This window comes from Bradyrhizobium sp. Pa8 (genome assembly GCF_052588265.1).
The window spans coordinates 4,443,671-4,458,639 of sequence record NZ_CP176767.1; the positions used below are offsets into that span (position 1 = coordinate 4,443,671).

A 14,969-nucleotide genomic window follows, 5' to 3' on the forward strand; every position below is an offset into this window, starting at 1 on the left:
AGCGCGGAGGCGAAGATGGGCGGGATGGAGTACAGCAACGAGAACGCGAAACGGCTCCAGAGAATCTATCTCACGGGGGACGTGACCGCCCAGCGCGCCGAGACCATTCGGCAGCTCAATCTGTCCGCCGGCGAGAGCGTTCTCGATATCGGATGTGGTCCCGGCTATCTCTGCGAAAGCATGGCGCAGATCGTTGGGCCTGATGGTGCTGTCGTCGGGATCGATGTGTCGACTGACCTGATCGCGGTCTGCAACCGGCAGAAGGCTTCCGCCTGGACTTCATATGCGATCGGCAACGCGACGGAATTGGGTCAACCCGATGCGTCGTTCGATGTCGTCGTGTGCACGCAGGTTGCCGAGTACGTGCCCGATGTTGACCGCGTTCTCGCAGAGACATTTCGCGTGCTCAAGCCAGGGGGCCGTACGATTTTTGTCGCGACAGACTGGGACGCGGTGGTGTGGCATTCCGAAAGCCCGGAACGTATGGCCGCGGTCATGAAATCATGGGAAGCGCACTGCGCTCACCCGCGTCTCCCGAGATCGATGGCGCACAGATTGGCGAATGCACGACTTCACCTGGACGGAGCGTCGGTCTTTCCAATTCTGAATTTGCAGTACGATGACGATAGCTACAGCAAGGGGCTGGCCCAGGGCATTCGCGACTTCGTCGCCCGCAGGAACGACGTTTCAGCCGATGATCTCGAAGCATGGTACAGCGAGTTCGAGCGTCTGGGCGGGGCGGGACGATACTTCTTCAGCACCAACCGATATCTCTTCAGGGCCTCGAAGCCGGCTGCGCCGCCGCTATGACTGCGTCCTCCCTAGGTGGAGTTCGAGCCGGACCAGATTTTCACGCATGACGGCAATGTGTGGACGTCGGCGGGCATCACCGTGGGCATCGATCTCGCGCTCGCGATGGTCACCGAGGACCATGGCGAGGAGATCGCGCAACAGGCTGCGCGCCAGCTCGTGCTGTATCATCGCCGCAGCGGCGGCCAGTCGCAGTTCTCATCGCTCTTGGAGTTGAAGACGCCGAACGGCCGCTTCGGCGCGCTGCTGTCCTGGGCGCGCGAGAACCTCGATGCCCGGCTGACGGTCGAAGATCTCGCCGATCGTGCCGGCATGAGCGCGCGGCATTTTGCCCGCGCCTTTGCCGCCGAGACCGGCACGACGCCGTCGAAGGCGATCGAGCGGTTGCGGATCGAGGTCGCGCGCGAGCGCGTGCAGTCCTCGCGCGAGGCGATCGAGCTCGTTGCGGAGACGACCGGATTTGGCGACCCCGAGCGCATGCGGCGCGCCTTCATCCGCGCCTTCGGCCAGCCGCCCCAGCCGCCCCAGGCGCTGCGGCGCGCGGCGCGGGCGGGGTAGGCGGACGACGATTGTCAGCCGAAGCTCTTGCCGATCTCGCGTCCAACCGATGCAATCAGCTCATTTCGTCCATTCGGGTCGAGCGTGCTGCCCGTGAGATAAACTGCGACGATGAGCGGCGAACGCTCAGGCGGCCACACGATGGCCACGTCATTGGTGGTGCCGTGTTCGCCCGCTCCAGTCTTGTCGCCCACACGCCAGCCTTGCGGCAGGCCGGCGCGCAAGCGGGTATCCCCGGTCTTGTTGGCGATGAGCCATTTGCCGAGTTGGTCGCGACTATCCGGACGAAGGACGTCACCGAGCAGTAAGCGTTTGAAATTTGCGGCCATCGCATTTGGCGTGGTGGTATCGCGGGGATCACCCGGCGCGGCCTCGTTCAGCTCGGTTTCGATCCGATCCAGTCTTGTCATCTTGTCGCCGAGGCTTCGCGCGAAGCTCGTCAACCCGGCGGGGCCGCCGATGCTCTTCAGCAGCGTGTTGCCGGCGGTGTTGTCGCTCATGGTAATGGCGGCCTCGCAGAGTTCGCGAAGCGACATTCCTTCTCCGCCGACATGTTCGCGGGTCACGGGAGAGTTCGCGACGATGGCGGCCTGCTCGATACGAACGCGTCGTTCAAGCCGTTCCAGCTGGCTGCCTGCGTCCTTGAGAATAGCCGCGGACGCCAGGACCTTGAATGTGCTGCACATGGGAAAGCGTTCATCCCCTCGGTGATGAACATTCGCTCCAGTCGTTGTGTCGAGCACGGAAACGCCAAGCCGGCCTCCACTCCTGAGTTCCAGTTGCTCGACGGCGTTGATGAGCGGTCCTGTTCCGCTTGGCGCAGCACTTGAAACCCGGGGCAGGAGGAGACTTCCCGCAAGCGCAAATGCCGATGAGCTGAACTGACGTCGCGTAAGCATCGAAAACTCCCGTGATTGGCGGGCAGGTTTTGCGTCGCGCTCTCGCGATTGACAAACGATGGTTCGTAAGGCCATCCATAAGCAAAACTTGGATCAGACGTGGCCCGCCGCCCTGCCAGCATTTCCAGCCTGCCACTGAACGCGCTCCGCTCATTCGAGGCCGCCGCGCGTCATCTCAGCTTCACCAAGGCCGGTCTCGAACTTCGGGTGTCGCAGGCCGCCGTGAGTCAGCAGGTGCGGGTTCTGGAAGAGAGTCTGCGCGTCAAGCTTTTCCGGCGTTTGACTCGTGGACTGGCTCTTACGGAAGAGGGCGAAGCGCTGCAGCCTGCAATCTCGGATGCCTTCGGCCAGATCAACCAGGTCCTGGACCGGTTCGAGAACGGTCGGATGCGCGAAATGCTGACAGTTGGTGTAGTCGGAACGTTCGCATCCGGTTGGCTCCTGCCGCGTCTCAGGAGCTTCACCGCGAGCCATCCAAACATCGATATCAGGATCTTCGCGAACAACAATCGTGTAGACCTTGGCGGCGAAGGACTGGACTGCGCTATTCGATTTGGTGACGGTGCGTGGCACGGCACCAACGCCGAGCGTCTGGTCGACGCCCATTTCACGCCGATGTGCGCGCCGCCGATTGCAAAGCGACTCAAAGTCCCTGGCGACCTCCATAAGGAGGTGCTGTTGCGATCCTATCGGGTTGGCGAGTGGGCGCAATGGTTCGATTTGGTGCAATGCGCGCAACCGCGGATGACCGGCCCGACATTCGACTCGTCAGTCTCGCTGGCTCACGCGGCCGCTCAAGGCGCGGGGGTCGCGCTATTGCCGGTCGTGTTGTTTTCGGACGACCTGGCGCGCAGGCGGCTGGTTTGCCCCTATGACAGCCAAGTCTTCCTGGGATCCTATTGGCTGACGTCGCTGAAATCGAAAAGGCTTTCGCATGGGATGAAAGCGTTTCGCGACTGGATATTGGTCGAGTGCAGGAAAAAGCGATCGCGCAAGCCATGAGCGGCTTGCGAGGTTTCCGGCGCAAGCCTCAAATCGCGCTGTCTGTTGCCGTCCTGCCGGATGCTTCCGCCCGCGCCGTCAATCGCCGGGCGATCGGCGTCAGCATGTAGGGCGCAAGATGGATCGGAAACTGCGTCATCGCGAAATAGAGCCAGGTGGTGGGCGGCAGCGCGCCGGCGGTCGCGGCCAGCATCAGGCCCAGATTGCGCTGTGACACCATCAGCCCGAGCGCCAGCGCGCGCTCATAGCCGATGCGGCGGAACAGCAGCGTGGTGACGGCGAGCAGCGTGAAATAGATCGCGAAGGACAGAGCCGCCAGGCCGATCGTGAAGAGCGGCTGGGCCACGAGGTCGCTCACGACATCGCCCATGATCGCGGCTGCGAAGATCAGGAGAATGATGATGTTGAAGCCGTCGATCGGCCGCTTGTGACGCTGGATCGCAGCTGCGCCGAAGATCCATCGGATCAAGGTTGCGGCCAGCAGCGATGCCGCGAGGATGCCGAGCAGCTTCAGTCCGAGCGCCGGCGGCGAGATGGTGAGCATGTCGCCGAGGAAGAGGCCCGCGAACAGCGAGGCCGTGAACGGCACCAGCGCGGTCGAGGTCACCAGCGTGACCAGCACGAGCGTGGCATCGAGGCCCATCAGCGCGGCAAGCGCCGGAGACGCCATCATCGGCGAAGCCATGCTCTGGAGCATCAGCGCGAGTGCAAGGCCGGGCGAGTGAGCCGTGAGCCCCGTTGCATGGGCGACCAGCCCGACGATCAACGGCACGCCGATCGTGGTCCAGGCGGTGGCGGTCGCGACCAGCGCCGGCCGGCGCAAATGGCTGTAGAGCGCGGCTAGGTCGACCCGCATGAAGGAGATGCAGAGAAGCCCGAAGATCGCCTCGGTGACGTAGGGCCGCAGCAGCATCCCGAGCGGCGGGACCGCGGCCGCAATGAACACCACGGCGGCCACCGCACGGGTGCCCTGGCTGCCGAGCCATGTCAGCGCGCGCAGGGGGAGGGCGAAGACGGTTTGGAGAAGGGATGGCATCCGGGACGGCGGCGTCAGCCCAATCCTTTCAGCCACGCGCCGATCTCGCTAACGGCGAGGTTGGCCTGCTGGAGCAATTTGCCCATCGTGAAGAAGCCGTGGAATTGGCCGGGATAGTGCTTGTACGTGACGGGCACGCCGGCCTGCCTGAGGCGCTCGGCATAGTCGTCGCCTTCGTCGCGCAGGGGATCGGCGCCGGCGGTCAGCACATAGGCCGGCGGCAGCAAGGCGAAGCTTTTCGCGCGCGCCGGCGAGGCACGCCAGTCCTGGATGTCGGCAGTGCCGTTGAGATAGTGATCGCGGAACCAGCGGATCACCGAATGCGTCAGCAGCACGCTGGTCTCGGGCTCGCGGTGCGAGCCGTGCGTCATGGCGAAATCGGTTGCCGGGTAGATCAGGACCTGGCCCGCGATCTTCGGACCATTGCCGTCGCGTGCGGTGAGTGCGACCACGGCGGCGAGATTGCCGCCGGCGCTGTCGCCGCCGATCGAAAGGCGCGAGGCATCGATGCCGAGCTCGCGCGCATTCGCGGCAATCCACCTGGTCGCGGCGATCGCGTCATCGGCGGCGGCGGGAAACTTGTGCTCGGGCGCGAGGCGGTAATCGACCGAGATCACGATCAGCGCGCCTGAAACGGCGAGCTGGCGGCAGACGACGTCGTGGGAGTCGAGATCGCCGATCACCCAGCCGCCGCCATGGAAGAACACCAGCGCCGGCGACAGGCCGTTCTGAAGGCGCGGCTGCTTCGGGACGTAGATGCGGGCGGGGATTTCGTCGTGCGGAGCCGGGATCGCCAGCGCCGCGACGCGCGCCAGTTCCGGCGGCTCGGGGTTGGTGGCAAAGCGCGCCTGCCCGTAATAGGCGCGGGCTTCCGGTGCGGTCAGGGTCTCGTAGGCGGGGCGGCCGGCCTCCTGGAAGGCCTTGTAGACGGCGGCGGCATCGGGATCGAGCACGACGGGCATGGGGCGACCTTGGGCTTACTGTTGTCGTTGGACGTCGTTTTCGGGGGCGCTGCCCGCCTCGGCCCCGGGGAGGGGCCGGCCAACTGTCCCATCGGGCCGCCGGTCTGGCCAGCCGGCGGCGGGCAGGGCAGGGATGCCGCCCTTCCCCCGCCGTATTCGCCGTGTTAACCCGATGGCCTGCGAGCGGCGGTATCCCCTGTAGAATGTCCAGCAAGCCCGATTCGCTGTTGAAGCCGCGCGAGAAGATGGTTCGAACCCTTACCCTTACAAGACTTGCCCTGCCAGGTCTTGCGGCGCTTCTGGCCGCCACCGCATTGACGGTTGCGACGTCCGCGCAGGCGCAGATCGGCACGATCTTCTCCGACCCGCCGCCGCGGCCGCCGGGTGCGATTCCGCGCGGCCAGCCGCAGCCTCAGATCCCCGATGACGACGACGAGGAAGTCCCCGCGCTGCCGCCGCAGGGCCGCGTGCTGCCGTCGCGCCCGATGGCGCCGCCTCAGGGACGGCAAGGTAACGTGATGCCGGGGCCGGTCGAATCCCAGCCCCTGGCGCCGCCGCCGGGGTCAACCGTCGCACCGCCGAACCAGCCGCCGTCCGTCGCGGTCGCGCCGCCCAATCCGCAAGCCGCCCCGGGTGCGCCCGGTCAGCGCCCGCCCCAGCAGAAGGGCGGGCCGGGCGGCACTGTCCCGCAGACCCCGGCGAGCCTCCAGCCGGGCGACGAGGTCGTGACCGAGCCGCCGGCCCAGAAGATCGTGAACAAGAAGGCGACCTTCTCCGGCCTGGACAAGATCACCGGGCGCATCATCAATTTCGACGAGGACATCGGCGAGACCGTCCAGTTCGGCGCGCTGCGGGTCAAGACCGACGCCTGCTATACGCGGCCGGCGACCGAAGCCACCAATACCGACGCCTTCGTCGAGGTCGACGAGATCACCTTGCAGGGCGAGGTGAAGCGCATCTTCTCGGGCTGGATGTATGCGGCAAGCCCCGGCCTGCACGGCGTCGAGCATCCGATCTACGACATCTGGCTCACCGACTGCAAAGAGCCGCAGCAGACCATTGCGACCGCGGCGCCCGATCCGGCCGCGGCAAAGCCGCCGGCTCCGCCGCCAGCGCAGAAGAAGGCGGCGCCACCCAAGCAGGCCGTGCAGCAGCGTCCGCCGCAGCCCTTGCCGCCGATCCAGCAGCAGCCGGCGCCGCCACCCCCGCCGCCGCCGGAGCAGCGGCCGGGCCTGTTCGGTATTCCCGGGTTCGGGCGCTAGGCCCCATCACCGATCATGGCCGCGAGGCGATGATATCGAGCGCGCATGCGCCCGGGATCGCGTCGCCGGCCGACAGCCTCAGGAAATCACCGGGGTCGCCGGCGAGGGCCTTGTCGAGCAGTGCGGTGTAGCGCCGACGCGAAATCTCGACCGCGCCAAAACTCTTCAAATGCTCGGTGACGTATTGCGTGTCGAGCAGCTCGAAGCCGCCATGGATCAGCCGCGCGACCAGATGCACCAGCGCGACCTTCGAGGCATCGCGCGCGGTGTGAAACATGCTCTCGCCGAAGAAGGCGCGTCCGAGGCTGACGCCGTAGAGCCCGCCGACGAGGTCGTCGCCCTGCCAGACCTCGACGCTGTGGCAATGGCCGAGCTCGTAGAGGCCGCCATAGAGGTCGCGAATCCGCTTGTTGATCCAGGTGTCCTCGCGTCCCGCCTGCGGCGCGGCGCAGCCGGCGATCGTTGCCTTGAACGAGGTGTTGACGGTGACGCGAAAGGCGTCCGAACGGACGGTGCGCGCGAGCCGTGAGGCCACACGAAATCCCTCGAGCGGGATGACACCGCGCAATTCCGGCTCGACCCAGAACAGGGTCGGATCGTCGGCGCTCTCGGCCATCGGAAAGATGCCGCAGGCATAGGCGCGCAACAGCACGGCCGGCGTGATTTCAGACGAAGCGGAGTCGCGCGAAGTCATGGCGCAACAATAGCAGGATCGTGGAGGTGTTGCGAAGGGGGCGAGGGTCAGCCTGCGGCGGCGTTATTGGTCTTGTCGGGGGCTGCGGGCGTGCGGCGGAACCTCAGCATGACGCGAGTTCCGGTATGGGCGGGGTCGCGCTCGACGGTGGCGTCGAGCTTGGTGGCCATCGCCGCGACGATGCGCTGGCCCATGCCGGTCGAGCGCGGATCCGCCTTGACCTTGTCGCCGACGCCGTCGTCGGTGATCGCCAGCAGCAGATCCTCGCCCTGCGAGGTCAGCTCGACATGGATGGGGCCGGCGCCGTCGGGATAGGCGTATTTCACCGCGTTCATCACCAGCTCGTTGACGATGATGCCGACGGCGACGGCGCGGTCCGGATCGATCTCGATCGGCTCGGCCTTGACCGTCAGCCGCGACATCCGGTTGCCTTCGGCCGAGCGCCTGAGATCCTCGAGCAGCGAATCCAGATACTGGTTCAGCACCACGCTCTTCAGGTCCTGCGAGGTGTAGAGTCGGCGGTGCACCTGCGCGACCGCGGCGACGCGGCCCATCGCGTTGGTCAGCGCCGCCTTGACCTCTTCCTGGCCCGCCGAGCTCGCCTGGAGATGTAGCAGCGAAGCGATGATCTGGAGCGAGTTGCCGACGCGGTGATTGACCTCGCGCAGCAGCAACTCACGTTCGGCGGCGAGCGCGGCGTAGCGGTCGCGCGAAGCGTGGATCTCGGCTTCGGCTTCCTCGCGCGCCTTCTGCAATTCGGCCTGGCGCAGCGCGCCGTCGGCGGCGACGTGGAGCAGGGGGATGAAATCGCCCTTGACGTCCTTGACGAGATAATCGGCCGCGCCGGCCTTCAGCGCGGTGACCGCGATGCTGGAATCCTGCGACGCGGTGACGAACACCACGGGCGGCGCATCAGGGATCGCCATGATCTGCTCGAGCGTCTCCAGCCCGTCGAGGCCGGGCATGTACTGGTCGAGCGCCACGACGTCGATGCAGCCGTCCGTCTCCGCGCGGCGGATGCGCTCCAGGCCTTCCTCGCCGCTTGCGGCATGAATGACCTTGTAGCCGCGCCGCGTCAGGCCGCGCTCGACCAGGCGGGCCAGCGCCGCGTCGTCGTCGATGTAGAGCAGTGTTGGCGTGTGCTGGTTCATGAAGCGGCGGACGGGACCTGGATGACCGAGAAGAACAGGCCGAGCTGCCGGATGGCATTGGCGAAATTCTCGTAGTTCACGGGCTTGGTGATGTAGACGTTGCAGCCGAGCTCGTAGCAGCGCTTGATTTCCTGGGAATCGTCGGTGGTGGTCAGCACCACCACGGGCGAGGCCTTCAGATATTTGTTCTCCTTGATCTGCTTCAGGATGTCGATCCCGGTCATGTCGGGGAGGTTGAGATCGAGCAGGATCAGGAGCGCATTGCCCTTCTGCACGAGCCCGCTGCCGTCGGCGCCGAACAGGTGCTTCATCGCGTCCGTGCCGTTGGCGAAGGGGATGATCTCGTTGTTGACGCCGGATCGGCGGATGTTGCGCTCGATCAGCCGGGCGTGGCCCTCGTCGTCCTCGATCATGATGATGGTGACGGGTTGAGTCATTGTTCGGCGTTCCGGTTGCTTGCGTTCCAGGTGATGGGCAGCGTGATGGTGAAGGTGCTGCCCGTATTCAATTCCGATGATACCGACATGGTACCGCCGAGGCGGCGCACAAGTGCACGCACATGCGCAAGACCGATGCCCTGACCAGGCTTGTCCTGGGTTCCCGCCCGGCGAAACAGGTCGAAAATCCGCTGGTGATCCTTCGGATCGATCCCGCGGCCGTTATCGCTGATCTCGAAGATAGCGTAGCCAAGCTTGGTGCGCCCGCGGATTCTGATCTCGCCGGGGGCGCCGGGCTTGAGATATTTGATGGCGTTGTCGATCAGATTGGAGAATATCTGCTCCAGCGCAAGGCGGTCGCTGACGAGATCCGGCAGCGGCGCGACATGGATCTCGGCCTGCGCTTCGGCGGATTGATGCGCCAGCGTCGAGACGATGGCTTCGATCAACTCGCGGCTGTCGATCTTCTCGGGCACGAATTCGCGCCGGCCCTCGCGGGTGAGGTTGAGGATCGCCGAGATCAGGCGGTCCATCTTGGCGATCGACGACTTGATGAAGCCGAGCGCTTCGGAAAAATCCGCTGAAAGCTGCTTGTCGGGGCCTTCGAGCGTGACCTCGCCGTCAGCCAGCGGCGGGCCATCGGCCGGGACATGGGTGAGGCCGCCGATACGGCGGAAAATGTCGCCGCCAAGCTCTTCGAGTTCGCTGGTGAAGCCCATGATGTTGACGAGTGGCGAGCGGAGATCGTGGCTGACGATATAGGCAAAGCGCTGAATCTCGTTGTTGGCCTCGCGCAGGTCTGCGGTGCGTTCGTCGACGACGGTCTCGAGATTGGCGTAGGCGTCGCGCAGGCGCGCCTCGGCCTCGTCGCGGGCCCGCACCGAGCGCCGCACGAGCCAGAGCGAGATCAGGGCCAGCAGCACGACCAGGCCGGAGCCGATGCCGGTCATTGATGCGGCCAGCGTCTGGCTCCGGTCGGAGTTGGCGGTGCGGATCCGGAACAGTCGTTCCTCCTCGCGGATCATCGCGTTGGCCAGGTTGCTGATCGTGGTTGTGATGTTGCCGGCGGCGGCCTCGCGGATCAGCGCCGTGGCACTGTCGGCCTGCCCCTGCTTCACGAAATTCATCTCGCGCGAGAACTGGTCGAGCCGGATCTCGATCGCCGAGCTCAACTTCTCAATGTTGTCGCGTTGCGCCGGATTGTCGCTGATCTGGCGCGTCAGCTTGTCGAGCGCCGGAACAATCGCTGCAACGGCCTTCTCATGATCCGACTGCAAATCCGGTCCCTGCGTCAGGAGAAAGCCGCGGGCGCTGCTTTCGGCGCGCCGGACTTCGAGCAAAAGGGTGTTGATCTGGTTCTCCACCTCGATGGTGTGGAGCACCCTTGTGCTATCTCTCCGCGCCTCGTTGACGAGGTAGACGGAACCGGCGCTGATCACGGTCAACACCAGAAGACCCGCCGCGAGCAGCAGGATCTGCCAGAATACGCGCCGTCGTTGCGCCTTAGCCGTCACGACGGTCTCGCTTCGTCACGTCAACGGAACTCAAAACGCCCCCTCGGAACTGACCCCGCCGTCCAGAACGCGATGGGGCCCAAAGGGTTCCACGGGAAAGGAGGATTATCCCTGGGCCGGTTCCTTACCGGCGAGGTACTGTTCCAGCCAGTGGATGTGATAGTCGCCGTCGATGATCGAGGGCTGGCGCACCAGGTCGCGGAACAGCGGCAGCGTCGTCTCGATGCCTTCGACCACCATCTCGTCCAGCGCCCGGCGCAGCCGCATCAGGCATTCGCTGCGGGTCTTGCCGTGCACGATCAGCTTGCCGACCAGGGAGTCGTAATAGGGCGGGATGGTGTAGCCCTGATAGACCGCAGAATCGATGCGGACACCGAGGCCGCCGGGCGGATGATATTGCGTGATGCGCCCCGGCGAGGGCCGGAAGGTCTGCGGGTTTTCGGCGTTGATGCGGCACTCGATGGCGTGGCCGATGATCTGCACTTCGCTCTGCTTCGCCGGCAGTTCGCCGCCGGCGGCGATGCGGATCTGCTCCAGCACGAGGTCGATGTCGGTGATGCTCTCGGTGACGGGATGCTCGACCTGGATGCGGGTGTTCATCTCGATGAAGTAGAACTCGCCGTCCTCGAACAGGAATTCGATGGTGCCGACGCCGAGATATTTCATCTCGCGCATCGCCTTGGCGCAGGTTTCGCCGATCTTGGCGCGTGCAGCGGCGGCAAGGACGGGCGAGGGACCTTCCTCCCATACCTTCTGGTGACGGCGTTGCAGCGAGCAGTCGCGCTCGCCGAGATGGATCGCGCCGCCGCGGCCGTCACCGAGGATCTGGATCTCGATATGACGCGGCTTCTGGAGGTATTTTTCGAGATAGACGGACGCATCACCGAACGCGGATTTGGCTTCGTTGGCCGCCGTCGACAGCGCCACCTGGAGGTCGGCCTCGCTCTGCGCGACCTTCATGCCGCGGCCGCCGCCGCCGGCGGCTGCCTTGACCAGCACGGGGAAGCCGATCTTCCTGGCGATCGCCATCGCGTCGTCCTCGGGGCCGACCGCGCCGTCCGAGCCGGGCACCACGGGAATGCCGAGCTTCCTGGCCGTCTTCTTGGCCTCGATCTTGTCGCCCATCAGGCGGATGTGCTCGGCCTTGGGGCCGATGAAATGCAGATTGTGCTCGGAAAGGATTTCGGCGAAGCGCGCGTTCTCGGAGAGGAAGCCGTAGCCGGGATGCACGGCATCGGCGCCAGTGATCTCGCAGGCCGCGAGCAGCGCGGGCACGTTGAGATAGCTGTCCTTGGACGGCGGCGGCCCGATGCAGACGCTCTCGTCCGACAGGCGCACATGCATGGCGTCGGCGTCGGCGGTGGAGTGCACGGCCACGGTCGCGATGCCGAGCTCCTTGCAGGCGCGCAGGATGCGAAGGGCGATCTCGCCACGGTTGGCTATGAGGATCTTGTCGAACATGGTGTCCTTAAGGGACTGGCGCGCGGGAAGCGGCTAGGGCGGCTGACCGCCCACGACCATTACTCAATGATGACGAGCGGCTCGCCGTACTCGACCGGCTGGCCGTCTTCGACCAGGATCTGCGTCACCGTGCCGGCGCGCGGCGAGGGGATCTGGTTCATGGTCTTCATCGCTTCGATGATCAGCAGCGTCTGGCCGACCGAGACCTTGCTGCCGACCTCGATGAACGGCTTGGCGCCGGGCTCCGGCGCCCAATAGGCGGTGCCGACCATGGGCGAGGTCACCGCGCCGGGATGCTTCGACAGGTCGGCCGCGACTGGCGCGGCGGCAGCTGCGGCCGCCGGCAGGACGGCGGGAGCGGCCGCCATCTGCATCGGCATGGTCGCGGCGACGCTGATGTTGCGGGCGACGCGCAGGCGAAGGCCGGCCCGTTCGATCTCGATCTCGGTGAGGCTGGTCTCATCGAGCAGGAGTGCGAGCTCGCGGACGAGCGCGGAATCCTCGCTGGAAAACTTTACGGCTGCTTTGTCGTCTGGCTGGCGCGCCATGTTCTGATCCGAATGTTCTGTGTGAAGAGGGAGCGTCAGGCTTTGGGCTTGATGCCGAGCTTGGCGGCAAGGCCCTGGATGGCGAGGCGGTAGCCCTCGATGCCGAAACCGCAGAGCGAGGCGAAGGCCGCGCGCGCGGTGTAGGAATGGTGACGGAAGCTCTCGCGGGCGTGGATGTTGGTCACGTGCACTTCGACGGTCGGGATCTGCACCGCGAGCAGCGCGTCGTGCAGCGCGATCGAGGTGTGCGAATAACCGCCGGCATTGATGATGATGCCCTTCATCTTGCGGGCGTGCGCCTCGTGGATGAAGTCGATCAGCTCGCCTTCGCGGTTGGACTGCCGGCAGTCGGCCTTGAGGCCGTACGCCGCCGCCGTCTCCCGGCACAGCGTTTCGACGTCGGCCAGCGTCGCATGGCCATACTTCTCGGGCTCGCGCGTCCCCAACATGTTGAGGTTCGGCCCGTTGAGGACGAGGATCGTGTCGGTTGCTGGTTCGGCCATTCCAATCCCGCAAGAGGTGCTTCGGCGTGGCGGGGGTTATAGGTAACAAAGCGCGTGAGGGGAAGCCTTGAAGGGCCTCCCGGGCCGCTTCAAGCACCTCATCCGGGGTGCAAAAACCTGTGCGGAAGCCACGGAAATTGCTTGTTAACCAGTCCAAAGCATGGCTGCCGGATGGGACCGACGGGGAAAGGCCGCCTCATAGGCCAAAAGCCCCCGCCGATCTCTCGGCAGGGGTTCATCTGGCCTTAAGCGAAGCAGCTTAGCCTTCGATGATGTAGACGATCTCGCGCGTCTGCGGACGGACGATCACGTACTGGCCGCGGACGAAGATCACTTCATACCCACGCCACTGCGGATAGATCTCGACGATCCGGGGCGGCAGCGGGTGGAAGTGGACGGACGCCGGGACCGCGGTGCCGACCGAGATGTTGAAGTTGACGTTGGTGGTCTCCTCGATCTTGGTCGACTTGATCGCGGTCGAGATTTCAGTCCGCTTCTCGGCGGGCGGCGCGGCTGCGGTGGCCGAAGCGTTGCCGGTCGTGGTCTGCGACTTCGTGTCGGTCGTTGCCGGACGGTTCTCGGCATTGTTGCTCTTGGCAGCGCCGCCGGCCTTGTTGTCCTCCGCCTTCATGTCCTTGGTGCCGGACTTGGTCGTCGAGTCCTTGGTCGAGTCCGAGCTCATGCTCTTCGACTTGTCCTGCTGGGACTTGTCCATCTGGCCCTGCGCGCGTTCGTCGGCGCGCTGGCCCTTGGTGGCGCCAGCCTTGTCATCGGCCGCGTTCTTGTGCATGGCGCCGCCCGAGTGTTCGTCCTTCATCGCGCCGGAGGACTTGTCCTCGGACTTCATCGTGCTGGAGCCGCCAGCCTGACCCACGGTGCCCTTCTCCGGAGCTGCGGATTCCTTGCCCATCGCGCCGCCACGCTCGGCGGCACCGCCGGACGGCTGCGAATGTTGCGTCGGCTGCGCACCGGCGCCGCCACCGCTGTCGCGGTTCATGGTGCCCTGTGCGTTCGCCAGACCGGTGCCCGCCACGAGCGCGAGTGCGGCAACCGAGATCATAAAGCGGTTAGACATTGAATTTCTCCTCACGTGTTTCTTTGCGTCATTGCCCGCGCCACCAACGAAAGGAGATTTGAGTTGTTCCGGAACATCGGCGGTTCCGGGGTATTTGTTTCTTAAACGCGAGATGAATGCGCGCGCCGGATTCGCGCCAGAATTTGCGCAGAGCTGCGGTCAACGAAAAAGGCCGGCTGTTCAGCCGGCCTCGTCGCATGCGCAAGTTGTGAAACGCGAGATCAGCAGGTCGCTTGTTAGCAGGTCGCCTTGCCGCAGCGGGCAACGCCGATCTTTTCCTTCAGGCTTTCGAGGCCGACGGCGCCGATCACGATCTGCTTGCCGATCACGTAGCTCGGCGTGCCGTTCATGCCCATCGCTTCGGCGAGCTTGAAATTCTCCTCGATGGTGGCGCGCACCTCGGGGCTGCCGATGTCCTTCTCGATCTTCGCCGTGTCGAGGCCGGCTTCCTTGGCTGCCTGAAGCGCGCGCGCCTTGTCGGCGGCGCCGCGGCCGCCGAGCAGCTTCTGGTGGAAGTCGAGATACTTCTTGCCGGTGGGATCCTGCATGCGCACGGCGACCGCGACCTGCGCCGCTTCGACCGAGCCCTGGCTCAACACCGGAAACTCCTTCAGCACGACCTTCAGCTTCGGATCGGCCTTCATGAGGTCGAGCATGTCGCCCATCGCGCGCTTGCAGTAGCCGCAATTGTAATCGAAGAACTCGACGAAGGTGACGTCGCCGTCCTTGTTGCCGAGCACGACCTGGCGCGGCGAGTTGAAGATCGCATCGGAGTTCTGCGCGATGCTGGCTTCGTGCTTCTGCGTTTCGGCCGCGGCCTGGCGCTTGGTGAGCTCGGTCATCGCTTCCTCGAGCACCTCGGGATGGGTGACGAGATAGTTCTTGATGATCGCCTCGATGTCGGTGCGCTGGGCATCCGAGAAGCTGTCGGCCGACGCGGGAACGGCTGCGCCGAACATGGCGAGCGCGAACAGCGCGGGAGCAAGCAGGCGCAGCGAAGGCATAGGCAAATCCTCTTATCGAAAGCTGGTTTCGGAAAACGTCCCGGCGGACTTAA

Annotated in this window: 15 protein-coding genes and 1 pseudogene; 4 read left to right on the top strand and 12 right to left on the bottom strand. The window is 65.2% G+C overall.

Features of this window, described 5'->3' with window-relative positions; translation table 11 throughout:
* Nucleotides 1-15: 15 nt before the first annotated feature.
* A complete protein-coding gene (locus ACKWRH_RS20130) occupies nt 16-810 on the top strand; it encodes a methyltransferase domain-containing protein (RefSeq protein WP_445222010.1) in 795 nt (264 codons plus the stop codon).
* A gap of 15 nt (nt 811-825) precedes the next feature.
* Nucleotides 826-1,368 (top strand): annotated as a pseudogene (locus ACKWRH_RS20135) (GlxA family transcriptional regulator); the annotation flags it as partial.
* 14 nt (nt 1,369-1,382) lie between these two features.
* On the opposite strand, the gene bla reads toward ACKWRH_RS20135, so the two are convergent.
* Nucleotides 1,383-2,267, bottom strand: a complete 885-nt coding sequence (bla, locus tag ACKWRH_RS20140; protein ID WP_445222011.1) for a class A beta-lactamase — start codon at nt 2,265-2,267, stop codon at nt 1,383-1,385.
* 99 nt (nt 2,268-2,366) lie between these two features.
* On the opposite strand from bla, the gene ACKWRH_RS20145 reads away from it, so the two are divergent.
* The gene (locus ACKWRH_RS20145) at nt 2,367-3,269 is read left to right on the top strand and encodes a LysR substrate-binding domain-containing protein (RefSeq protein ID WP_445222012.1); all 903 of its coding nucleotides are present in this window, start codon (nt 2,367-2,369) and stop codon (nt 3,267-3,269) included.
* A gap of 28 nt (nt 3,270-3,297) precedes the next feature.
* On the opposite strand, the gene ACKWRH_RS20150 is transcribed toward ACKWRH_RS20145, so the two are convergent.
* Together ACKWRH_RS20150 and ACKWRH_RS20155 are read right to left on the bottom strand one after the other, a co-directional pair.
* Nucleotides 3,298-4,305, bottom strand: coding sequence for a Na+-dependent transporter (locus tag ACKWRH_RS20150; protein WP_445222445.1), 1,008 nt, complete (start codon nt 4,303-4,305; stop codon nt 3,298-3,300).
* A gap of 14 nt (nt 4,306-4,319) precedes the next feature.
* Nucleotides 4,320-5,267 (bottom strand): alpha/beta hydrolase, encoded by a 948-nt coding sequence (locus tag ACKWRH_RS20155; protein WP_445222013.1) that lies wholly within the window; start codon nt 5,265-5,267, stop codon nt 4,320-4,322.
* Between the two features lie 203 nt (nt 5,268-5,470).
* Between ACKWRH_RS20155 and ACKWRH_RS20160 the strand changes: the two genes are divergently transcribed.
* Nucleotides 5,471-6,529: a DUF2155 domain-containing protein gene (locus tag ACKWRH_RS20160; RefSeq protein ID WP_445222014.1), complete on the top strand. Its 1,059-nt coding sequence runs from the start codon at nt 5,471-5,473 to the stop codon at nt 6,527-6,529.
* A 13-nt stretch (nt 6,530-6,542) separates the two neighbouring features.
* Here ACKWRH_RS20160 and aat read toward each other — a convergent pair whose 3' ends face one another.
* From aat to ACKWRH_RS20205, 9 genes are all read right to left on the bottom strand, one after another.
* Nucleotides 6,543-7,223: a leucyl/phenylalanyl-tRNA--protein transferase gene (aat, locus tag ACKWRH_RS20165; protein WP_445222015.1), complete on the bottom strand. Its 681-nt coding sequence runs from the start codon at nt 7,221-7,223 to the stop codon at nt 6,543-6,545.
* Nucleotides 7,224-7,270: 47 nt separating this feature from the next.
* On the bottom strand, nt 7,271-8,374 hold the full coding sequence (locus tag ACKWRH_RS20170) for a sensor histidine kinase (RefSeq protein WP_445222016.1): 1,104 nt from the start codon (nt 8,372-8,374) through the stop codon (nt 7,271-7,273).
* Nucleotides 8,371-8,811 carry a response regulator gene (locus tag ACKWRH_RS20175; RefSeq protein ID WP_445222017.1) on the bottom strand — a complete coding sequence of 147 codons (441 nt, stop codon included), beginning with the start codon at nt 8,809-8,811 and terminating at the stop codon, nt 8,371-8,373. Before ACKWRH_RS20175 ends, ACKWRH_RS20170 begins: the two co-directional genes overlap by 4 nt.
* Nucleotides 8,808-10,325, bottom strand: coding sequence for a sensor histidine kinase (locus ACKWRH_RS20180; protein WP_445222018.1), 1,518 nt, complete (start codon nt 10,323-10,325; stop codon nt 8,808-8,810). Before ACKWRH_RS20180 ends, ACKWRH_RS20175 begins: the two co-directional genes overlap by 4 nt.
* Before the next feature lie 105 nt (nt 10,326-10,430).
* Complete coding sequence (accC, locus tag ACKWRH_RS20185) at nt 10,431-11,786, bottom strand: acetyl-CoA carboxylase biotin carboxylase subunit (protein ID WP_445222019.1); 1,356 nt, start codon at nt 11,784-11,786, stop codon at nt 10,431-10,433.
* Between the two features lie 59 nt (nt 11,787-11,845).
* Complete coding sequence (gene accB / locus ACKWRH_RS20190) at nt 11,846-12,334, bottom strand: acetyl-CoA carboxylase biotin carboxyl carrier protein (protein ID WP_445222020.1); 489 nt, start codon at nt 12,332-12,334, stop codon at nt 11,846-11,848.
* A gap of 35 nt (nt 12,335-12,369) precedes the next feature.
* Nucleotides 12,370-12,837, bottom strand: coding sequence for a type II 3-dehydroquinate dehydratase (aroQ, locus tag ACKWRH_RS20195; protein ID WP_445222021.1), 468 nt, complete (start codon nt 12,835-12,837; stop codon nt 12,370-12,372).
* 259 nt (nt 12,838-13,096) lie between these two features.
* Nucleotides 13,097-13,912, bottom strand: coding sequence for a DUF1236 domain-containing protein (locus ACKWRH_RS20200; protein ID WP_445222022.1), 816 nt, complete (start codon nt 13,910-13,912; stop codon nt 13,097-13,099).
* A gap of 236 nt (nt 13,913-14,148) precedes the next feature.
* A complete protein-coding gene (locus tag ACKWRH_RS20205; RefSeq protein WP_445222023.1) occupies nt 14,149-14,916 on the bottom strand; it encodes a DsbA family protein in 768 nt (255 codons plus the stop codon).
* Between the last annotated feature and the right edge of the window lie 53 nt (nt 14,917-14,969).